Below are 18,970 nucleotides of genomic sequence, written 5' to 3'. Positions count from 1 at the left end.
CGTCACTTGTCCGCGCTTGCGGATGCCCTGGCGACCGGCAGGGCCCCGCCGCCAACCGCCCGCGGATCGCGCGTGCGCCAGCACCCTCGATCCACCGCCGAGAGAAAGCCCTGAACGCCGGCATTGAATGCCGCAGGCTCCTCCAGGTTCACCGCATGCCCGGTGCCGGGCACCACCCAGAGTTGCGCGGTGCGCATCGTGCGCTTCAGGAACAGATTCGTCTCGAGACAGGGATCGTCCTCGTCGCCCACCACCAGCAGCGTGGGCAGTGCGCACGCAGCGAACTCGGCCTCGAAGTCGAACAGCGAGGGGCGCAGCGCCTGGTAGCGTCGCAGGGTGTAGGCCGAGCCGACGGCCGAGTGCTCCGACAGGTGCTCCACGAACGCCTGCCATCCGCGCGGGTCCTTGGTGAGCAGCTGCACCCGGGTCGCGGCCAGGCCCATCTCCCGCGCGATCGCGGGCGAGCCTTCGTTCAGGAAGCGCTGGGCCAGGGCTTCGGAATGGGCCTTGAACTCGACGCGAACCTCGCGCGGGGCGCCGGAGCCGACTCCGGCTGCGACCAATGAAAGCGCGCGGCCCGGGTGGCGCAGCCCGAACTGCAACGTGGCGTAGGCGCCCATGCTCAGGCCCACGATGTGCGCGCGCTCGATGCCCAGTTCGTCCATCACCGCCAGGATGTCGCCGGCCGAGTGCTCGTAGCCGTAGAGATCGTCCGACTCCGGCACGTCCGAGGGCGGATAGCCGCGCGCATTGAAACGGATGCAGCGGTACTCGCGCGAGAACCAGCGCACCTGTTGCTCCCATTCGCGCAGGTCTGCGCCGAATTCGTGGACGAAGACGATCGGGCGGCCGCTTCCGGTTTCTTCGAAGTAGAGGCGGGCGCCTTTCGATTTGGCGTAGGGCATTCGGGCTCCAGTCAGTGTGGCAGTGTCGGATGCACAGGTTTCTGCAAGATTGCCTTGCCGGAAGTTACGGGCCGGCCGGCATGTCGCGCAAGCCTCGTCCTCCGGGCGCCAGGCGGTGGCTTCGAGTTGTAAGGGGCCGGCACGGGGAAGCGACTCGTGCCTGGCTAGACGAGCGAATGGCCAGCGCTTTCCTGCAATGCTTCACGAACCTGCGCCGCGACGCTCGATTGGACCCGGAGCGGCCTGCTCGCGATAGGGTGGGCGTCCGACCGGAATCGGCGCCGCCGCGGCGGTGATCGATGCTCACCGCACAGCAGACCCTCGACCCGTCACGATTCGGTACTGCCGGCGCTGGAAGTGGAGTTCCGCCGACTGGATCGGGTCGGCGTATCGCCCGGGCTCGCCGCGTTCGTCACTGCAGGCGCGCGACCTCTTGCTGGCAGCCGATCAGCGCGGCAAGGCCTGTCCGATCCAGCCCGCTCCCCACCAGGATCATCCGCGTGTGCAGGTCCCCGCGTGTGACCTCGTCCACCTCTTCGCCGAGGCAGCGCAGCCGCTTGTCTTCGAGCCTCACGTAGAACAGCTCGTGCCGCTTCGCCAGCGAGTGCCACAGCGCGTTCGCCGCGGGCGACTGCCGCGCGCCGGTGATCAGGCTGCGCCCAGCGGCGAGCCACCAGTCGTACACCGCGGTGGCCAGGCCGCATCGCTGGTAGTCGGGCGCGTAGCGGGAGTGCGGCGCGCGCAGGTGCCGGTCGGCTCGACGGTCCACTTCCACCAGCCGATTGAACACGGTGTAGCCGGCCAGGCGGCCGCGCGGGGCGTCCTCGACGTACACGTAGTGCTCGCCATCGGCCTCGCGATGGCGGAACACGAAGCCCGGCCGGCGGATGTCCAGCGTCGGCAGCCCGTTCAATGCGTCGCCCTTGCGGTGCAGACGCCGCTCGATCGCGTCGAGCTCGGCCTGCAGGTTCGCCGGATCGCGCTGCACGTCGATGCGCAGCTCGGTCGGACGCGGTCGGCGGCGCACCGTGGACTGGCGCAGCAGGACCGTCGACGCGTTCCGGATCAGGGGCGTGAACGCAAGCGGCAGGCCGGCCAGCAGGCCGACCCGGTCGAGGCTCGGCACGTGCGCGATCATTCCGCCAGCCCTCCGCCCGCTGCGCGCAGCCCTGCCGCGGGCTCGCAGCCCAGGCCGCGCATCCGGCCCACGGCCAGTTCGGCCGAGCGGTCCAGATGCCCGTGCGGTACCAGCAGCAGGTCGCAACGAAGCCCGCGCGCCAGTCGCTGCGCGAAGTCGCCGTTCAGGATCGTGTCGACCAGCGCGGGCGCCTGCCTGGCCGCCACGACCAGGTCGGCGCCGTTGTAGTCCTGCTCGTTCAGGATCTGCGCCACCGCATCGACCTGCCCCAGCGCCGCAAGCAGCCGGCTCTTGCGGTTCTCGAGCGGGTCGGTCAGCCTGAACGCGCGGTTGCCCTCGGCACGCCGGCCGTTGCGAACCGCCCGGGCCACCAGGCTGCGCGGAATCCGCGGGCGCGGCGTCTCGGCGGACGACCGGCGCTTCTCGATTCGCAGGACTTCCAGCGACGAGTCGGTCTCGAAGTCGCTCGCGTAGCGAACCAGGTCGCGCGGGTCGACCACCGGATCGAAGGCCAGCAGCGTCTTCGCATAGGCTTGCGGCCGCTCGTTTCGCACCACCAGCACGGGACACGGAACCTGCGCGATCACCTGGGGCAGGGCGGCGCGCCGCCACAGGCCTCCGAAGCGATGATCGGCGAGCGGATCCAGCACGAGCAGGTCGGCTCTTCGCGCCTGTTCGATCAGGTCGGCGAGCGAGGCCACGTGTCGCTGCGAGCCGCGCGCGTGAATGCGGTGTTCGCGTGCGAGCTGTTGCGCGCGCTGCGACAGGCGCGTCAGGCGATCGGCCAGGCGGTGGCCGGGCCGGTCGGTCAGGTAGGCCACGCGCAGCAGTGCGCCGTGGTCCGCGGCAAGCCGCGCCGCGCGCTCGAGCGCGAGGTCGGCGCCGGCCGAGAAGTCGGTCAGGGCGAGGATCGATTCGATTTTCATGCAGAGCTCCCGGTCGAGCGAAGACGCTCCAGGCAGCGAGGCCTGGAGTCCATGCAAGGCGCGCTGGCGCGCGCGGGGGAAGGCGACTACCGCTCGTTCAGAGCGTGTAGTCGCCGCTGGCTTCCGGCTGGAACAGGATCGACTCGATCGTTGCGCAGCGCTCGTCGCCGTGGGGCGTCTGCCAGCGCGCCGTGGCGCCCACGCGCAGGCCGAGCAGGCTCGCCCCGACGGGCGAGAGCACCGAGACGAAGCCTTCGGAAGGTTCGGCGTCTTCCGGATAGCAGAGCGTGAGCCTCTGCTTCGTGCCGGTGCCGCCATGGCGGATCACCACCTGCGAGTACATCGTCACCACGTCGGTCGGGACTTCCCGTGACGAGGTCAGGTCGGCCGCGGCAAGACCCGCAGCGAGGTCGTCGGGCAGACGGCCATCGCCGAGCCTGGACAAGCGAGCGAAGTCGAGCTCGGTGAGCACGCGCTCACCGCTGAGGATTGCGGACATGGAAGACTCCCGTCAGCGCGGCCGTGGTTCGAGAGGAACGGCCGCCATCGCGCCTGGCTTAGGCCCGGCGATAGCTGTTTGCGCTAATGAGAGGGGGTATCGCCGGGCTCAGGAATCTGCGGCGGACTGGCAGATTCCCGGAGTGCGCGTGAGCTCGCGCGCGCGCGACGACAGCTCGCGCCGCGAAAGCGGGGCGATGTCGGCGAGGCGAACGAGGATGCGGGGAATAGCCATGGGCCCGACCATAGGCAATATCCGGCAAGAAGTCAAACGAGGTCCCGATCGCAGCCCGGACCGCGGTGCGCCCGCGTCGATGCGCGCCGGTTTCAGACGACCGGCTCGAAGACCAGGAAGTACTGGTTCGGCAGGAAGCCGTGCTCCTGCTTCAGGCGATAGCCCGCCTGCGTCAGCTCTTCGATCACCGCTTCGGCGGGCAGCGCGGTGAGCAGGGTCGCGCAGGCCGCAAGGGCGGTGGCCCGAGCGATGCCGTGGGCGATGGCGGCGAACCGGTTGTCTGGCATGTGGGGAGAACCTCGTGACGTCGGGCGGGGGCGCCGGGTGCGCCGGCATTCGTCGATGGTTTCGGTGCGATTCTGTCTCTGTGTCTCGCCCCGGGTGATAGCCTTTCGCGGCGCCGCGCGCCCGCCGCGCGCGGCCTCCAACGGAGGAGACACCATGAGCGTCGAGTTCCACAATCCCGCCGGCCTCGCGGCCGGCAGCTATTCGCATACCGCGGTCGTGAGCGGTGGCCGCACCCTTTACGTGTCCGGCCAGGTCGCCTTCGACGAGTCCGGAAAGGTGGTCGGCGCCACCTTCGCCGAGCAGGCCGAGCGCGTCTTCCACAACCTGCGGATCGCTTTGGCCGCAGGCGGCGCGCAGTTCTCCGACATCGTGAAGATGAACGTCTACGTGCGGGACCTCACGTCGGAGAAGGTGCGCTGCCTTCGCGAGATCCGGGGGCGCCACCTGGGCGGGCACAAGCCGGCGAGCACGCTGGTGGCCACGCCGGCGCTGGTGCACGAGGACCTGATGCTGGAGGTCGAGGTGGTGGCGGTGGTCGGGTAGCGGCCGAGACCTGCAGTCCCGGCGCAAGCCGGAACCCGTGGACAGAGTCCGCCGGCTCGGTTAAGAATGCCGAGGTCCGGCGCATCGAGTGACCGAGCGCGGGGTCGGTGATGGGCGCGCCCGTGCGCTGGCGGCGCGCCCCGAAAATACCGGCCCCGGGGGAGCGGCGATGATCAGGATCGGAGTCCTCTGGGTCGCGCTTGTGCTCGGGTGCTTGCCGGGCCCGTCGGCATCGCAATCGCTCGAGATCCTCACCGGGGGCAAGGCGGGCGTCTACTACCCGGTCGGCCTCAAGCTGAAGGAAATCCTCGAGCGCGAGCTGAAGGGAACTTCGGTGACCGTGCGGTCCACGCAGGGCACCGTCGAGAACCTGAATCTCCTGCAGCGGGGGGTCGGCGTGCTCGCCCTGGCCCAGGGAGACATTCTCTCGGAGGCGATGGCGGGCAACCCGGCGGCGGGCTTTCCGAGCTCGCGCACCAAGATCCGCCTCGTCGGGGCCGCCTACCCCAACTACATACACCTGGTTGCCCGCCGCGACGCCCGTATCGGCACCATCCACGACCTTGTCGGCAAGCGCGTGTCGGTGGGCGCCGCGCGCAGCGGAAACGAACTCAACGCGCGGGCGCTTCTCGGTGCGGTCAAGCTCAGCTACGCGGACCTGCTGCATGTCGAGTACCTTCACTACGGCGAGAGCGTCGAGCTGCTGGTGAAGGGCGAGCTCGACGCGATCGTCGTTTCGGCCGGGCTCGGGGTCAAGGCGGTCACTGACGCCAGCACGCGCGCGCAAGTGACGATCGTGCCGATCGAGCGCGAGATCGTCGAGAGGAATCCGCGGATGTTCTTCTCGACTTCGATTCCTGCCGGCACCTATCCCGGGCAGAGCCAGGCCGTCGCGACGGCGGCCCTGAACAACTACTTCGTCACGACGATCGACGCTCCGGAGGCGCAGATCTTCGAGATCACGAGGGCGATCTTCGGGAATCTCGACGAGATCCGCGCAACGCACCAGGCGATCCGCGGGATCAGCGCCGAGAAGGCGCTGGCGGTTCGCCCTATCGAGGTCCATCCCGGGGCACTGAACTTCTTTCGGGCCAAGGGCCTCGCGAATTGACCGGCGTGAGCGCATGGAGCCGCTGGTCGATCAGGACGACCGTGTTCGTCGCGCCGTCGATCATCATTGTGCTGATGCTCGGTGCGATGCTGGTCTTCGACCTTGCGCTCCGCAAGCAGCAGGCCAGCTACCGCGAAGTGGTGCAGGGGCCTCTCACGGTCGCCACGACGACCACGACGCGTCTGCTGCTTTCGGTGTCTGAGGTGCAGGCGGCGGTGCTGCGCTACGCGCAGCTGCGGCAACGGCTGGATGCCGACGACCCCGTGCTCGCCGATCTTCGCGAATCGATCCTCGACCGCTACGAGGACATCGCGCGCGCGCTCGACAGCGTGAAGGCGAGTCCCGTCGGAGCAGGTCACGGCGACGTCGTGGCGAATATCGAGGACTTCCTGACGATCCACAGGGCGGTCTCCACGCGCATGTTCGGCGGGGCGCCGGTCGACACGATGTCGGTCAGCACGATCATGGCGCACTACCAGCAGCTGCAGGGCTACATCTCCGAACTCGCCGAGCGCTCGCTCGATTCCGCGCTCGCCACCGTCGAGCGTGCCGAGCGCGAGGTCGCCCGGCTGGCACGGATGCTCGCGATCGGGGCGGCGCTCGTGATCCTGCTTTCGATAGGGATCACGATCTACGTCGGCCGCGCGATCTCCCGGCCGATCAGCCAGATGATCGACATTCTCACGGCCATCGCGGCCGGGGACCGCGTCAACGAGGTGCCGGGCCGAGACCGGCGCGACGAGATCGGCGAGATGGCCCGGGCGGTCGGCGTGTTCGATGCGGTGACCCGGGAGCTCCGCGATCACGAGCGATCCCTCGACGAAGCTCGCAGGGCAGCCGAGGCGGCCAACCTGGCGAAATCGGCATTCCTCACGAATGTGAGCCACGAGTTGCGCACGCCACTGACCTCGATCCTCGGTTTCACGCGGTTGATCCAGCGCCGGCTCGAGCGGACGATTCGCCCGGCCATCCAGTCCGGTCCTGCGAATCTCGGGCCGGCAGTCGACGAGGTGAGCGAGCACATCGGGATCATCCTGGGCGAAGGCGAGCGCCTCACTTCCCTGATCAACAATCTTCTCGATCTCGAGAAGATCGAGGCCGGGGAGATGCGTTGGGACGTCGGCCCGGTCGATGTTCCGGAGGTCCTCTCGCAGGCGGCCGCCGCAACCAGCTCGCTTTACGCGGCGAAGGGCCTGGCCTGCAGGGTCCACGCTGCCGCGGATGTCGGCTCGGTGCTCGCGGATCGAGACGGCCTGATCCAGGTGCTGGTCAACCTGATTTCGAACGCGGTCAAGTTCACGTCGCAGGGAGAGATACGCTGTGCAGCGCGTCGGCGCGACGACGGCTTCGTGGAGTTCAGTGTCGCCGACACGGGCCTCGGCATCGCGCCGGAGGACCGCGAGGCCATCTTCGAGAAGTTCCGGCAGGTGGGCGATACGCTGACGGACAAGCCGACCGGCACCGGACTCGGCCTGCCGATCTGCCGCGAGATCGTCAAGGACTTCGGCGGCGAGATCTGGGTCGAAAGCGAGGTCGGCAAGGGCAGTACCTTCCGCTTTGTCCTCCCCGGCTGCGACGGGGGCGGCCGGAGCGTCGAGCGCCAGGAGGGCCGCGAGCCATGAAGAAGGTCTTGATCGCCGAGGACCAGGCCCACATCCGTACCCTGATCGAGCGAAGCATCGAGGAACTCGAGGACGAGGGAGTGGAGATCCTCGTTGCCCCTGACGGGACGACGGCGCTCTCGATGATCCTCGTGGAGCGGCCGGACGTGGTGCTGCTCGACGTCATGATGCCCGGGATGAACGGTTTCGAGGTCTGCGCGAACCTGCGCAACGACGACGGCGCTCGCGGCGCCCACGTCATCTTCCTGACGGCGAAGGGGCAGGAGTACGACCGCGCCAGGGCCCGGGAGGTCGGCGCGAACGGTTACCTGATCAAGCCCTTCGATCCGGACGCGCTCCTGGCCGCGGTTCGGCAGGCGCTTGGCTTCGCCGATGACTAGGGGACGCCTGCTCGACGCAGGCGAGCGGGCAGGCGCGAACGACGAGGGCGCCTCGGGAGCGTCCGGAAGGGCGTTGCGAAGGTTGCTTCGCAAGCCCGGGCTCGCCGAGTACCTGGCGTCCGAACTGACCAGACTGGGACCCCGGCACGCGTTGACGGATCCGCAAGGGAAGGCGGTTGCCGGCGATCCGATCGAGCTCGACGGCGAGCACCAGGTGGTGACGATTGACGGTCGCCCGGTTGCGCGGGTGTACGGCCCTCGCGCCGGCGAGCTGGCGCGCCTGCTCCGCGTGCTGTTCGCGCAGGAGGCAGAGACAGGCGCGCTCGCCCGCGAGTCGCTCGACCGCTACAAGGAAGTCACGATGCTCTACGCCGTCTCGGAGAAGATCATCGGGGCCACCGATTCGGGCGAGATCGCGCAGGTGCTCTGCGAGGAAGCGGCCCGTTTCCTTCGCTGCGACAGCGCGACCGCGCTGCTCCTGAATCCCGAGACGAACCGGCTGGAAACGGCGGCGGGGCGCGGCGATCCCTTTCACGACCGGGCGACCCGTGACGTGGCGGACGACATCGTCGCGTCGGTCCTGCAATCGGGGGTGGGCGAGATCGTCAACGAGGTCTCGTCCGACTCGCGATCGCTGGCGGCGCGGAACCGGCTGCAGTCGATCATCTGCAGCCCCCTGAGGTCGCACGACCGGGTATTCGGAGTGCTGGTGGCCGGGATGCGGGCGCGTCGCGAGTTCAGCGCCGGCGAGCTTCAGGCGGTCAACTCGATGGCGGCCCATGCTGCTGCGGCGATCGAGGCGGCGCGACTCGATCGCGCCCTGAAGTCGACATCCGGCAAGCCGGTCGATCTCATCTACGCGGTCGACGACCGTCCGCCGGTCGGGGTCGCCTTGCTGCTCGCATTCCAGCACGTGCTGATCGCGGTGATGTCCCTCGCCTATCCGGTGCTGGTGACCCTCGAGGCGGGCGGCTCGCGCTCGGCTGCCGCATCGGTCGTGAGCATGTCGCTGGTCGCGATGGCTGTTGCGACCCTGCTGCAGACGTCTCGGTCCGGATGGGTGGGATCCGGATTCCTCGCCCCGTACATCACGTCGGCGATCTACCTGGGCCCGAGCCTGCTCGCTGCCAGGCTCGGGGGCCTCGGCCTCGTGTTCGGGATGACGATCTTCGCCGGCGCGGTCACGCTCTTGATGTCACAGCTCGTGCTGCGTTTTCGCAAGCTGTTTCCGCCCGAGGTCTCGGGGGTGGTCGTCCTGATGGTCGGGCTGTCCATCGTGCCGGTTGCGCTGCCGCAGGTGTTCGGGGGTGGCGATGGTGTTGCCGTGGCCCGGTCCGCCAGCATCGGGGTGGGCCTGCTGACTCTCGGCGCGATCGTGGTCCTGTCGGTGCTGCCCTTCCGCAGGATCCGCCTCTACGCCACGGCCGCCGGCATGGGGCTCGGCTACCTCGCAGGGGCCGCCGCAGGCTTGCTGGATGTGACGACGGCCCAGCGGGTCGGCGAGTTGCCGTTGTTCGGCATGCTGGCGCTCCCCGCCGAGGGCCTGCGGTTCGAAGTGGCGCTGGTGATGCCCTTCTTCGCGGCGGCGCTCGCCTCGGGCGTGAAGGAGGCCGGCTTGGTGACCAGTTGCCAGAAGACGAACGACGCTGGATGGAAGCGGCCCGACATGCGCTCGACGAGCGGCGCAATCATGGCGAGCGGAGTGGGCAACCTGGCCGCCGGAGCCCTGGGCGGCGTCGGGCTGGGGATCTCGGGGGGGAGTGTGGGCCTCGCGGCAGCCACCGGCGCTACCGCGCGCGTGCTGGGGCTGGTGGTGGCCGGGATGTTCCTTGCGCTGGCCTTCATGCCGAAGGCGACCACGCTGCTTTCGATGATGCCTGCGCCGGTCATGGGGGCGGGCCTGCTGTTCGTCGCCTGTCACCTGGTGTCCTCCGGCGCCGAGCTCGTCACTGCGCGGATGCTCGACGCGCGGCGCAACTACGTGGTGGGGCTTCCCTTGCTTGCCGGAGTCGGGCTGATGGCGATGCCCGGCATTGCCGAAGATGCGCCGGCCTGGGCCCTGGCCTTGGCAGGAAGTCCGCTGTCGGTGTCCACGATCCTGGCGCTGGTCCTGAACCTGGGCCTCAATGCGGGGGTCTCCAGTCGCGCGAAGCTGGATCTGGTCTTCGACTCCGGGACCGCAGACCGGATCTTGCGGTTCTTCGAGCGGCAGGGCGCCAGTTGGGGGGCTCGCGGCGATGTGATCCACCGTGCCGCGCCGGCGGTCACGGAGTGGTGCGAGGAGCTTGCGATCGTGTCGGGCGCCACGAGCCTCGAGGTGGCGCTTCAGTTCGACGAATTCCGGCTTTCGGTGGTGGTGCGGAACGGGCAGCCCGGTTCTGCCCGCAGCGGCGCGCAGTCGCTCGACCAGTCGGCCGCGCTGGAGCGGGTCGCCCGGACGATCGAACGCCGGTACGACTGCAGGGCGCGGATCCTGGACGCGCAATCGATCTGCTTCGAGTTCGAGCACTGAGCAAGGCTGTGGCAGCCGTAACAGGGCGCGCGCGCCCAGGCAGGCGGCGAAGTGCAGCAGGCGCGAGACCATGTGGCCGTAGAGCCGCACCTGCGCGAGCAGGAGCGGCGATCCGGAATCGGCGAGATCGTCCGGACCGCCTACCTGCCGTGCCGGCCGGGCAGCGGCTTCGCCCGCACTCCCTCCGCCGCCACCGCGAACACGCCGCCGCCCAGGTGATGCAGCGTGTGCAGCGCCGCGTTTTCCGGCGAAAGGTGCCACTTGCCGCCGTCGAACACCCGCGGATCCGCCTGCGCCGAAGCCACCTCGGCGAAGAAGGTGTCGTAGGCTTGCTCGGCATGCGGCTCGGCGATCGTCCGGCACTCCATCCAGGCGATGCAGCCGGCGACCAGCGGCAGGCCGAGCTCGGGTCCGTCGAAGGTGTCGATGCCGTATTCGGCGAACTTGTCGGTGCCGTGCGCCAGCGACGCTCGCCCGCTGGTGCTGCCCACGGCGAAGGCCAGGTCGGCCTGCGCTCGACAGGGTATGTTCAGGGCGAAGGCGCCGCTCGCGGCGACCAGCTCTCGGGTGTAGGTGCTCTTGTCGATGACCACCGCGATGCGCGGCGGCGTGAACTCGACCGGCATCGACCAGGCGGCCGCCATGACGTTGCGGCATCCCCGGTGGGCGCTGCTCACCAGGACGGTGGGGCCGTGGTTGAGCAGGCGGGAGGCATGGGGGAGGGCAACGGGCTTTCGCATGGTCCGGCGTGCAGGTTCGGTGCGGGAAAAACGGCATGGCGGCCGCGTTCGGGATGGCACGCAGCATAGCCATTCGCCGGTCGAAAGGCTAAGTTGCGGCATGCCCAGCCCGACGAGTCACCGCCAGCGCGCCCTTGCCGTCGTCGCCGCGGCCACCGCGGTCAACCTGCCCTTCGGCACCATCTACGCGTTCAGCGTATTCCTGAAGCCGATGGAGGAGATGCTCGGCATCGGCCGCGCGCAGATGAGCTTCGTGTTCGGCCTGGCCACGATCTGCCTGGTCGTGGGCATGAACCTTTCGCCCTTGCTGTATCGCCGCCTGCCGGCCGTGCCGGTGCTCCTGCTGGCCGGCGCGGGCAGCGCGATCGGGCTCTGGCTGGCGGCGAGCGCGGGTGGCATCGGCCAGCTTGCGCTGGGTTACGGTCTGTTGTTCGGGCTGGGTGGCGGGGTGGGTTTCATCCTGGTCCAGCAGGGCGTCAACCAGACGCTGGCTTCGAGCGGCGGCCTGGTGAACGGCTACGTGGTGGCGTTGTACCCGTTGGGCGCCATGATCGGGGCGCCTCTGTTCGGCTATACGATCGCGGCCTTCGGATTGCGGGCCACGCTGGCGGGGCTCGGCGCGACCGTCCTCGCCGCCTGCGTGTTCGCCGCCTGGCTGCTGGCCCGGGCCGACATCCGGATGCGGACGTCAGACCTCCCGGCCGCCGGGTCGATCGATCGGCAGTGGCCGGTGTTCGCGCGGCTGTTCGTGGTGTTCTTTCTCGCGGCGGCGGCGGGGCTCACCGTGATGAGCCAGGCCGCCGGAATCGTGCAGGCCTACGGCGGGCGCACCGCACTGGCGCTCGGGGCCACCACCTTCATCACCGCGGCGATCGCCGCGGCACGCGTCGGGGGCGGCTGGCTGGTCGACCGCTTTCCGATGCCGCGGGTCGCCGCGGCTGCGCACCTGTGGTCGCTCGCCGGCGCGATGCTGCTGAGCTTCTGGCCCGGGCCCCTGGCCGCGGTGCCGGCGCTGGCGATGATCGGCATGGGCTACGGCTTCATGTCGGGCGCGGTGGCCGGGGCGATCGCCCAGTACTGGCATCGCAACGAGTTCGGCCGGATCGCCGGGCAACTGTACATTGCCTGGTGCATCGCAGCGGTCAGCCTGCCGATCCTGGCGGGCTGGCTGTTCGACCGCACCGGCGGCTATGGCGCCGCGGTGCTGGTCGCGGCGGGCGGCAATGTGCTGGGCGCACTGCTGGCGGGGGGATTGCCCGCCGGCGGCCGATCGCTCAGAAGCTGAGCGTGGCCGCGCCGGCCTTGATCCGCTCGTGCATGACGCTCGATCCGGCGATGATCACGCCATCGAGCAGGCTCTCCTGCGTGTACCCGCGGCTCTTCACGCAGGGGGTGCATGCCCACAGGGTGCCGCCCCGGGCCAGGAAGTCGCGCAGCATGTCGGCCAGGGGTTCCAGCGGCTTGACGTGAGTGGTGTCGGCGGCGCCCCGCCGAACGATGTCCACTCCCGAACTGGTCAGGAAGATCGAGACCTTCAGGCCGGCGGTCATGCCGCCCAGGGCGATGATCATGCCAGCCGACGAGAGTTCGTGGTCGATGCCGTGCGTGAGCACGACGACCAGTTCGCGGGCCCCGGGAGCAGTCTGGTTGGCCATGGCGGGCTTCCTCCGTTGTATGTTTCGTCAGCGTAGGCCGTTTTGCGCGGGGAGAACATGATCGAAAGGCCGAAGGTCTTGCCCGAAACGCCGGCTTCGGCGGGCGACCTGCTTTCGGACCTGCTGGGCAGCATGCACCTGGTGGGCACCGTGCTCTTTCGCGCCGAGTTCCGCGAGCCGTGGGCCGTGCAGACGCCGGGTTCGCGGCAGCTGGCGCGGGTGCTGCCGTTTCGCACCGAGCACATCATTCCCTTCCATATCGTGGCATCCGGCGGTTGCTGGCTCGAGTTGCCGGGGCACGAGCCGGTCTGGCTGGCCGAGGGCGACGCCGTGCTGCTGCCTCACGGCGACAGCCACGGCCTGCGAGGCCGCGAGGCCGCAATGCCGGTGCAGGTCGGGCAGCTGCTTCCGCTGCCGCCCTGGACGGACATCCTGGTCGTGCAGCACGGGGGCGGCGCGGGGCCCCCGAGCTCGATCGTCTGCGGTTTCCTGCAGTGCGACGAGTTGCTCTTCCATCCGATCCTGCGGCACCTGCCAGCGCTGCTGCACGTGGGGCCCGAGTCCTGGCCGGGTGACAGCTGGCTGGCGGCGACGATTCGCCATGCCGCCGCCGAGGCCACCGAACTGATGCCCGGCTCGCGCAACATGCTGCCGCGGCTGGCCGAACTGGTGTTCATCGAGATCCTGCGCGCGCGCATGCAGGGCCTGGCCGACGACCAGGCCGGCTGGTTCGCGGCCTATCGCGATCCGGTGGCCCGGGCCGCGCTCGGATACCTGCATGCCGAGCCCTTCGGGGCCTGGAGCGTGACGGAGCTTGCCCGGCGGGTGGGCGTGTCGCGCAGCGTGCTCGCCGATCGCTTCCGGCGCCTGCTCGACCAGCCGCCCATGCATTACCTGGCCGGTTGGCGCCTGCAGCTCGCTGCGCAGCAGTTGAAGTCCAGCGACTTGCCGACGAAGACGATCGCCGGTCGGGCCGGCTACGAGTCCGAGGCGGCCTTCAGCCGGGCCTTCAAGCGGCGCTTCGGGCTGCCGCCCGGCGAGTGGCGCAGGCAACAGCCCGGGCATGCCCCCGCGAGCCAGCCCCCGGTAGGCCAGTCTCATGCCGGTCGCGCGTCCGCGAGCGCCGGGCCATGAGGCGCGATCGCGGCCCCCTGCGTGGCCTGCGCCTTGCGTGCCTGCTGGCGCTGCTTGGCGCTGCGAACGCCTCCGCGCAGCCGTTCTGGGAAGCCGGCGTCGGCCTGTCGGCCGTTCGCCTTCCGGACTACCGTGGCTCGGACGAGGCGCACGGCTACCTGCTGCCCTTCCCGTACTTCGTGTACCGCGGCGAGCGCCTGCGCGTGGATCGAGGCGGCGTCGTGGCCCGGCTGTTCGACTCCGAGCGGGTGGAGCTCGACGCGAGCTTCACCGGGAACATCTCGCTGCGCAGCGGCGGCAACCGCGCCCGCGCCGGCATGCCCGAGCTCGACCCGCTCGGCGAGATCGGTCCCGAGCTCGTGGTGCGCCTGGTCGGCGACCGGCGCAAGCGCGAGAGCGAGCTGAGCTTCCGCCTGGCGGCGCGCGCCGCCTTCGCGCTGGAGGGCGGCGGGCTCTCGCACAAGGGCTGGACGGCGAGCCCCTACCTGGCCTTGCACCTGCCCGATGCCTGGGGCTCGGGGCTGGACGTGAACGCCTCGCTGGGCCTGCTCTATGGCGACAGCCGTCATCACGACTACTTCTACTCGGTGGCCCCGCGGTTCGCCACCGCCACCCGTCCGGCCTACGAGGCGCCGGGCGGCTATGCCGGCATCCAGTCGCAGCTGAGTTTCGGTCGCCGGTACGGAAACTTCTGGTTCGGAGGCTTTCTTCGCATGGACTCCTTGCACGGCGCTTCGGCGCTGGAGGACAGCCCGCTGGTGCGCTCGCGCAGCTACCTTGCCGGCGGGTTCGGCGTGGCCTGGATCTTTGCGGGGTCGCGATGAAGACGATCACTTTCCATCTGGACTTCGTGTCGCCCTATGCCTGGCTCGCCTTCGACGCGCTTCCCCGCGCGCTGGACGGGCTCGAGGTCGAGGTCATCCACCGGCCGGTGCTGCTCGGCGCGCTGCTGCGCGAGCTCGGCAGCCTCGGGCCGGCCGAGATCCCGCCCAAGCGCGACTGGACCTACCGGCAGGTGCTTTGGCTGGGCCGAAGCCAGGGCACCCCGCTGCGGATGCCGGCGCGGCATCCGTTCAACCCGGTGTCGTTGCTTCGCCTCGCGCTGGCCACCGATTCGCGCGGGTGCCCGGGCGCGGCGGCGTGCGAGGCGGTGTTTCGCCACGTGTGGGAGAGCGGCGAGGAGCCGCTGGATCCCGACCGCCTGGCCGCGCTCGAGCGCAGGCTCGCGCCGCAACTGGATCCGGAAGGGCCCGAGGTCCGGGCGCTGCTGCGCGCGAACACCGCCGAGGCGATCGCGGGGAAGGTGTTCGGCGTGCCGACCCTCGAGGTCGATGGTCGATTGTTCTGGGGCCTGGATTCGCTGCCGATGCTGCGGGCTTTCCTGGCGGGCGATCCGTGGTTCGCGGGGCCGGATTGGGCGTCGGTGACCCGGCTGCCCTGGGGCCTGCCGCGCGACCGCTAGGCAGGCTCGAACACCTCGACGCGGACCGGCGTCGACTTGCCGCCGTTGCAGTCGCCCGACTCGAGCGGGCAGACCGACAGCGCAACCAGCAGAGGCATCTCGGCGCGGAATTCGACGTAATCGCCGGCACGGCTGGCTGGCAAGCCGATCACCCATCGATGCCGGGTGCAGTCGTGCTCGTAGCGCATGTTGATGTCGAAGGTGTCGGGGATGTCCTCTGGCAGCAGGCCGTAGGGCGAGACGGCTTTCGCGATGATCTCGTGGCAGCCGTCCTGCGGCCCGAGCCCCAGCTGCACCTCGTACAGGTAGCGGTTGCACATGCGGTTGTGGCAGTCGTGCACCCCCTTCTCGGGAGCCGTCTCGTCGATGAAGGTCATCATCGGCCGGCAGAGGGTGGACATCAGGGTGTCGCCGACGTTGATCCGGTCGCGCGGGATGTAGTCCCCGACGTGCTTCGGGAGGTAGCGGGTCCGCGAGTACGAGGTCGACAGTTTCTCGCGCAGGTTCTGCAGATTGAACAGCGCCATGTCGACGACCTGCCGGCCTTCCAGGTCGGTGACGCGCAGCTGCTGTCCGGGCTGCATCTCGACGGCGATGCCGTGCTTTCCTGGAACCACTCTCTCGATCACCTTGTTCAAGGACGTCTCCGTGCGGGTTCGGGTTTCGGGTCCAGCGCGCGCTCGCGCATCGCGCGGACAATCATCGCAGAGAAGGCGTCCAGCCGCGACTCGCCCAGCCAGCGCTGACGATCGGGCGACTGGCGCCAGGCGGGGCAGTCGCGGGGCATCGGCCGACGGGTGGCGCAGCCAGTCGATCGCTTCGTCGGAGATCGGCAACGGCGTCGCCATCGCGTTCCGGATCGCGTCGTCGTCGAGCGCGGCCGCTCCTGCGCTCCTAGAATGAAGGGTCACCGAACGTCCAGGGGATCGCCTTGATCGAAGACGCACCTAAGATTCGCGTTGGGAAAGAACTGCGGCGCCCGCGCCCCGACCAGCTGGCGGCGCTTCGCGGCGTGCCCACCGGCTTCGTCGTCGATGCGCTCGGCGGCAGCGGCGGGCTCGACTACCGGATCAAGCCGGTCGTGTCGGAGCAGGCCGCCTTCTGCGGGGTGGCGCTCACCTGCGATGCCGGCCCGGCCGACAACCTGGCGGTGTTCGCGGCGCTGCGCCTGCTGCAGCCCGGCGACGTGCTCGCGGCGGCCACCGGCGGACATGCGGGCTGCGCGGTCGCCGGCGACCTGTTGCTCGGCATGGCGCGCAACAGCGGCGCGGTCGCCTTCGTGACCGATGGCTGCGTGCGCGACATTCCCGGGCTGCGCGAGGTCGGTCTCCCCTGCTTCGCGCTCGGCGTGACGCCGAATTCGCCTGCTCGCGAGGGCCCCGGCACGGTGGGTTTCCCGGTGGTGCTGGCCGGTTCGGCGGTCGCCACGGGCGACATCCTGGCCGGCGACCAGGACGGCGTGGTGGTCGTGCCCTTCGAACGGATCGACGAGGTGCTCGCGCGCCTCGAGGCCGTGCGCGCGGCCGAGGCGGCGCTGGATGCGAAGGTCAGGGCGGGCCTGCGCCTGCCGCCCTTTCTCGAGCGCTGATCCGATCCGCTCGCCCGCCGAACCGATACCATCGCAGTCTCGCGATCGCCTTCGATCCCGAGCCGTACCCCGCTCACCGACCCCGGACTCCACATGGCCACCATCACCTACCTGACGACGATCCAGTTCGACTTCGGCGCGCTGCGCCTGTTGCCCGGCGAGTTGCAGCGCCTCGGCGTGACCCGGCCGCTGATCGTCACCGACCGCGGCGTGGTGGCCGCCGGGCTGCTTGCCCGGGTCACCGAGGCGATCGGCAGTGCGGCCGACGCGCGGACCTGGGACGGCACGCCGCCCAATCCCACCGAGGACGCGGTGATGCTCGCCGCGCAGGTGTACCGCGAGCAGGCTTGCGACGGCCTGGTGGCCGTGGGCGGGGGCTCGTCGATCGACCTGGCCAAGGCGGTGGCGCTGATTGCCACCCATCCCGAGCCGCTGCTGCAGTACGCCGCGGTCGAGGGGGGCGCGGCGCGGATCACCGCCAAGGTGGCGCCGCTGGTGGCGATTCCCACCACCGCGGGCACCGGCAGCGAGGTCGGCCGCGGCAGCGTGATCGTGATGCGAAACGGCCGCAAGCTCGGCCTGCTCAGCCCTCATCTGCTGCCGAAGGTCGCGCTGTGCGACCCCGAGCTCACGCTCGGCCTGCCGGCCATGCTGACCGCCGCCACCGGCATGGATGCGATCGCGCATTGCATCGAGACCTTCTGCGCGCCGTCGGTGAATCCGCCGGCCGAGGCGATCGCGCTCGACGGCCTGCGGCGCGGTTGCGCGCACATCGAGCGCGCGACGCGCGACGGTGGCGATCGCCAGGCGCGCTGGGAGATGATGATGGCCGCGATGGAAGGCGCCATGGCCTTCCAGAAGGGGCTGGGCGCGGTGCACGCGCTGTCGCATCCGCTCGGTGCGTTGAAGGGACGGCCGCTGCACCACGGCACGCTGAACGCGGTCCTGCTGCCCGCGGTGCTGCGATTCAATGCCCCGGTGCTCGAGGCCAGGGCGCGCACGCTGACCGATGCGATGGGCCTGCCCGCGGGCGCCGATCCGGCGGCGTTCATCGAGGGTCTCAACGCCCGGCTCGGCCTGCCGGCGGGGCTCGCCGCAATGGGCGTTCGCCGCGATGACCTGCCGGGCATCGCCGACGCGGCGCTGCTCGACCACTGCCACGCGACCAATCCGCGCGCGGCCACGCGGGACGACTACCTCGGCATGCTCGAGGCGTCGTTCGAAGGCTGATGCGCGGCCGCCACCGGGATCGGTCCGCGACATGACAAGGAAGGACGCCGGCACGCTCGTCGACGTCTCGGCGCTGCAGTCCGCGCTGCAGGCGTTCGCCGACGCGCGCGACTGGAACCGCTTCCATTCGCCGAAGAACCTGGCGATGGCGCTGACCGGCGAGGTCGGCGAACTGGTCGAGATCTTCCAGTGGCTGACCGAGACCCAGTCCGCCGAGGCGGCCCGCGATCCGGCCACCGCGCAGGCGGTGCGCGACGAGCTGGCCGACGTGCTGATCTACCTGGTGCGGCTCGCTTCGGTGCTGGGCGTGGACCTGGACGCCGCGGTGCGCGAGAAGCTCGCGGCGAATGCGCGGAGGTATCCGGCCTAGCTCAGCGGCCCCGCCACGTGCGCGCGGTACCCTCGCCGCTCCAGCATGCGCCGGTAGTACGCCTCCAGCCGCGGCAGCGCCGGCCGCTCGATCGGCAGCGCCAGCCAGCGATGGACGAAGGCCGCGGCCGGCACGTCGGCCAGCGTGAAGCCCTCGCCGGCCAGGTGCGGCTGGCCGGCGAGCTGGTCGTCCAGGATGCGCATGCAGCGCTCGGCCTCGGTCGCGTTCGCTGCGATGACCTTGGGGTCGCGCTGGTTCCCGGGCGTGCGGATCAGCTGCCAGAAGAGCGGCGTCATCGCGATCGCCAGGCTGAACGAGGCCCAGTCCATCCAGCTCTCGATCCGCGCGCGCGCCCGCGCGTCCGTCGGCAGCAGGTCCTCGCGGCCGTGCCTGGCCGCCAGGTAGCGCACGATGGTGTTGGACTCGGCCAGCGTGAAGCCGTCGTCGTCGATGGTGGGCACCTTGCGGTTCGGGTTCATCGCCGCGTACTCGGGCGTGTTCACCACGCCGAACTGCATGCCGGCGTCGATCTGCTCGAAGGGCAGGGCGAGCTCTTCGCAGACCCACAGCACCTTCATCACGTTGATCGAGTTGCGGCGTCCCCAGATCTTCAACATCGTCGTCGTTCCGTGT

The 18,970-nt window shown here is 70.0% G+C and carries 21 protein-coding genes; 12 read left to right on the top strand and 9 right to left on the bottom strand.

Annotated elements, in window-relative coordinates:
• Positions 1-2: 2 nt before the first annotated feature.
• The 5 genes from FHP08_RS02695 to FHP08_RS02675 all read right to left on the bottom strand — a co-directional run bounded on the left by FHP08_RS02695 (position 3) and on the right by FHP08_RS02675 (position 3,989).
• Positions 3-905: an alpha/beta fold hydrolase gene (locus FHP08_RS02695; protein WP_147702748.1), complete on the bottom strand. Its 903-nt coding sequence runs from the start codon at positions 903-905 to the stop codon at positions 3-5.
• Positions 906-1,317: 412 nt separating this feature from the next.
• A complete protein-coding gene (locus tag FHP08_RS02690) occupies positions 1,318-2,043 on the bottom strand; it encodes an N-acetyltransferase (protein ID WP_225879003.1) in 726 nt (241 codons plus the stop codon).
• A complete protein-coding gene (locus FHP08_RS02685; protein WP_147702747.1) occupies positions 2,040-2,969 on the bottom strand; it encodes a universal stress protein in 930 nt (309 codons plus the stop codon). The genes FHP08_RS02690 and FHP08_RS02685 overlap by 4 nt, the downstream gene beginning before the upstream one ends.
• 97 nt (positions 2,970-3,066) lie before the next feature.
• Entirely contained in the window at positions 3,067-3,468 is a 402-nt protein-coding gene (locus tag FHP08_RS02680; protein WP_147702746.1) for a GreA/GreB family elongation factor, read from the bottom strand.
• 326 nt (positions 3,469-3,794) lie between these two features.
• Positions 3,795-3,989, bottom strand: coding sequence for a hypothetical protein (locus FHP08_RS02675; RefSeq protein WP_147702745.1), 195 nt, complete (start codon positions 3,987-3,989; stop codon positions 3,795-3,797).
• Between the two features lie 154 nt (positions 3,990-4,143).
• Between FHP08_RS02675 and FHP08_RS02670 the strand changes: the two genes are divergently transcribed.
• The 5 genes from FHP08_RS02670 (at position 4,144) to FHP08_RS02650 (ending at position 10,158) form a co-directional block, all read left to right on the top strand.
• On the top strand, positions 4,144-4,533 hold the full coding sequence (locus FHP08_RS02670) for a RidA family protein (RefSeq protein ID WP_187272140.1): 390 nt from the start codon (positions 4,144-4,146) through the stop codon (positions 4,531-4,533).
• Between the two features lie 169 nt (positions 4,534-4,702).
• Positions 4,703-5,644, top strand: a complete 942-nt coding sequence (locus tag FHP08_RS02665; RefSeq protein ID WP_222707801.1) for a TAXI family TRAP transporter solute-binding subunit — start codon at positions 4,703-4,705, stop codon at positions 5,642-5,644.
• 5 nt (positions 5,645-5,649) lie between these two features.
• Positions 5,650-7,266, top strand: a complete 1,617-nt coding sequence (locus FHP08_RS02660; RefSeq protein ID WP_225879025.1) for a sensor histidine kinase — start codon at positions 5,650-5,652, stop codon at positions 7,264-7,266.
• Complete coding sequence (locus tag FHP08_RS02655; protein ID WP_147702741.1) at positions 7,263-7,646, top strand: response regulator transcription factor; 384 nt, start codon at positions 7,263-7,265, stop codon at positions 7,644-7,646. Before FHP08_RS02660 ends, FHP08_RS02655 begins: the two co-directional genes overlap by 4 nt.
• The gene (locus tag FHP08_RS02650; protein WP_147702740.1) at positions 7,639-10,158 is read left to right on the top strand and encodes a solute carrier family 23 protein; all 2,520 of its coding nucleotides are present in this window, start codon (positions 7,639-7,641) and stop codon (positions 10,156-10,158) included. Before FHP08_RS02655 ends, FHP08_RS02650 begins: the two co-directional genes overlap by 8 nt.
• 140 nt (positions 10,159-10,298) lie before the next feature.
• Here FHP08_RS02650 and FHP08_RS02645 read toward each other — a convergent pair whose 3' ends face one another.
• Positions 10,299-10,898, bottom strand: a complete 600-nt coding sequence (locus FHP08_RS02645; RefSeq protein WP_147702739.1) for a flavin reductase family protein — start codon at positions 10,896-10,898, stop codon at positions 10,299-10,301.
• Positions 10,899-10,998: 100 nt separating this feature from the next.
• On the opposite strand from FHP08_RS02645, the gene FHP08_RS02640 reads away from it, so the two are divergent.
• Positions 10,999-12,183: an MFS transporter gene (locus FHP08_RS02640; RefSeq protein WP_187272139.1), complete on the top strand. Its 1,185-nt coding sequence runs from the start codon at positions 10,999-11,001 to the stop codon at positions 12,181-12,183.
• Here the strand turns inward: FHP08_RS02640 and FHP08_RS02635 are convergent.
• On the bottom strand, positions 12,173-12,553 hold the full coding sequence (locus FHP08_RS02635) for a DsrE family protein (RefSeq protein ID WP_147702737.1): 381 nt from the start codon (positions 12,551-12,553) through the stop codon (positions 12,173-12,175). The genes FHP08_RS02640 and FHP08_RS02635 overlap by 11 nt on opposite strands.
• 57 nt (positions 12,554-12,610) lie before the next feature.
• Here FHP08_RS02635 and FHP08_RS02630 point away from each other — a divergent pair, with 57 nt between their 5' ends.
• Genes FHP08_RS02630 through FHP08_RS02620 form a run of 3 tightly spaced genes read left to right on the top strand, consistent with a single transcriptional unit; the run spans position 12,611 to position 15,149 of the window.
• Positions 12,611-13,687, top strand: a complete 1,077-nt coding sequence (locus FHP08_RS02630) for an AraC family transcriptional regulator (protein ID WP_147702736.1) — start codon at positions 12,611-12,613, stop codon at positions 13,685-13,687.
• On the top strand, positions 13,684-14,511 hold the full coding sequence (locus FHP08_RS02625) for a MipA/OmpV family protein (protein WP_147702735.1): 828 nt from the start codon (positions 13,684-13,686) through the stop codon (positions 14,509-14,511). The genes FHP08_RS02630 and FHP08_RS02625 overlap by 4 nt, the downstream gene beginning before the upstream one ends.
• Complete coding sequence (locus FHP08_RS02620; protein ID WP_147702734.1) at positions 14,508-15,149, top strand: 2-hydroxychromene-2-carboxylate isomerase; 642 nt, start codon at positions 14,508-14,510, stop codon at positions 15,147-15,149. The genes FHP08_RS02625 and FHP08_RS02620 overlap by 4 nt, the downstream gene beginning before the upstream one ends.
• Here FHP08_RS02620 and FHP08_RS02615 read toward each other — a convergent pair.
• The gene (locus FHP08_RS02615; RefSeq protein ID WP_225879024.1) at positions 15,146-15,778 is read right to left on the bottom strand and encodes a DUF1989 domain-containing protein; all 633 of its coding nucleotides are present in this window, start codon (positions 15,776-15,778) and stop codon (positions 15,146-15,148) included. The two genes, FHP08_RS02620 and FHP08_RS02615, sit on opposite strands and share 4 nt — an antisense overlap.
• Positions 15,779-16,161: 383 nt before the next feature.
• Here FHP08_RS02615 and FHP08_RS02610 point away from each other — a divergent pair, with 383 nt between their 5' ends.
• From FHP08_RS02610 to FHP08_RS02600, 3 genes are all read left to right on the top strand, one after another.
• The gene (locus FHP08_RS02610) at positions 16,162-16,737 is read left to right on the top strand and encodes an RraA family protein (RefSeq protein WP_222707800.1); all 576 of its coding nucleotides are present in this window, start codon (positions 16,162-16,164) and stop codon (positions 16,735-16,737) included.
• A gap of 93 nt (positions 16,738-16,830) precedes the next feature.
• Complete coding sequence (locus FHP08_RS02605; RefSeq protein ID WP_147702731.1) at positions 16,831-17,967, top strand: iron-containing alcohol dehydrogenase; 1,137 nt, start codon at positions 16,831-16,833, stop codon at positions 17,965-17,967.
• Between the two features lie 31 nt (positions 17,968-17,998).
• Positions 17,999-18,337, top strand: a complete 339-nt coding sequence (locus FHP08_RS02600) for a nucleotide pyrophosphohydrolase (protein ID WP_147702730.1) — start codon at positions 17,999-18,001, stop codon at positions 18,335-18,337.
• Here FHP08_RS02600 and FHP08_RS02595 read toward each other — a convergent pair.
• Positions 18,334-18,954 (bottom strand): glutathione S-transferase family protein, encoded by a 621-nt coding sequence (locus FHP08_RS02595; RefSeq protein WP_147702729.1) that lies wholly within the window; start codon positions 18,952-18,954, stop codon positions 18,334-18,336. The genes FHP08_RS02600 and FHP08_RS02595 overlap by 4 nt on opposite strands.
• Positions 18,955-18,970 lie beyond the last annotated feature (16 nt).

Origin of the sequence: Zeimonas arvi, from assembly GCF_008039575.1 — a bacterium.
Taxonomy (GTDB): Bacteria; Pseudomonadota; Gammaproteobacteria; order Burkholderiales; family Burkholderiaceae_E; genus Zeimonas; species Zeimonas arvi.
The sequence above is the reverse complement of the archived record's forward strand: the minus strand, read 5'-3'. Positions and strand labels throughout refer to the sequence as shown.

What these genes read in the sequence shown, in the direction of transcription:
- FHP08_RS02695 (WP_147702748.1), bottom strand. Translation starts at nt 905, where the DNA reads ATGCCCTACGCCAAATCGAAAGGCGCCCGCCTCTACTTCGAAGAAACC.
- FHP08_RS02690 (WP_225879003.1), bottom strand. Translation starts at nt 2,043, where the DNA reads ATGATCGCGCACGTGCCGAGCCTCGACCGGGTCGGCCTGCTGGCCGGC.
- FHP08_RS02685 (WP_147702747.1), bottom strand. Translation starts at nt 2,969, where the DNA reads ATGAAAATCGAATCGATCCTCGCCCTGACCGACTTCTCGGCCGGCGCC.
- FHP08_RS02680 (WP_147702746.1), bottom strand. Translation starts at nt 3,468, where the DNA reads ATGTCCGCAATCCTCAGCGGTGAGCGCGTGCTCACCGAGCTCGACTTC.
- FHP08_RS02675 (WP_147702745.1), bottom strand. Translation starts at nt 3,989, where the DNA reads ATGCCAGACAACCGGTTCGCCGCCATCGCCCACGGCATCGCTCGGGCC.
- FHP08_RS02670 (WP_187272140.1), top strand. Translation starts at nt 4,144, where the DNA reads ATGAGCGTCGAGTTCCACAATCCCGCCGGCCTCGCGGCCGGCAGCTAT.
- FHP08_RS02665 (WP_222707801.1), top strand. Translation starts at nt 4,703, where the DNA reads ATGATCAGGATCGGAGTCCTCTGGGTCGCGCTTGTGCTCGGGTGCTTG.
- FHP08_RS02655 (WP_147702741.1), top strand. Translation starts at nt 7,263, where the DNA reads ATGAAGAAGGTCTTGATCGCCGAGGACCAGGCCCACATCCGTACCCTG.
- FHP08_RS02650 (WP_147702740.1), top strand. Translation starts at nt 7,639, where the DNA reads ATGACTAGGGGACGCCTGCTCGACGCAGGCGAGCGGGCAGGCGCGAAC.
- FHP08_RS02645 (WP_147702739.1), bottom strand. Translation starts at nt 10,898, where the DNA reads ATGCGAAAGCCCGTTGCCCTCCCCCATGCCTCCCGCCTGCTCAACCAC.
- FHP08_RS02640 (WP_187272139.1), top strand. Translation starts at nt 10,999, where the DNA reads ATGCCCAGCCCGACGAGTCACCGCCAGCGCGCCCTTGCCGTCGTCGCC.
- FHP08_RS02635 (WP_147702737.1), bottom strand. Translation starts at nt 12,553, where the DNA reads ATGGCCAACCAGACTGCTCCCGGGGCCCGCGAACTGGTCGTCGTGCTC.
- FHP08_RS02630 (WP_147702736.1), top strand. Translation starts at nt 12,611, where the DNA reads ATGATCGAAAGGCCGAAGGTCTTGCCCGAAACGCCGGCTTCGGCGGGC.
- FHP08_RS02625 (WP_147702735.1), top strand. Translation starts at nt 13,684, where the DNA reads ATGAGGCGCGATCGCGGCCCCCTGCGTGGCCTGCGCCTTGCGTGCCTG.
- FHP08_RS02620 (WP_147702734.1), top strand. Translation starts at nt 14,508, where the DNA reads ATGAAGACGATCACTTTCCATCTGGACTTCGTGTCGCCCTATGCCTGG.
- FHP08_RS02605 (WP_147702731.1), top strand. Translation starts at nt 16,831, where the DNA reads ATGGCCACCATCACCTACCTGACGACGATCCAGTTCGACTTCGGCGCG.
- FHP08_RS02600 (WP_147702730.1), top strand. Translation starts at nt 17,999, where the DNA reads ATGACAAGGAAGGACGCCGGCACGCTCGTCGACGTCTCGGCGCTGCAG.
- FHP08_RS02595 (WP_147702729.1), bottom strand. Translation starts at nt 18,954, where the DNA reads ATGTTGAAGATCTGGGGACGCCGCAACTCGATCAACGTGATGAAGGTG.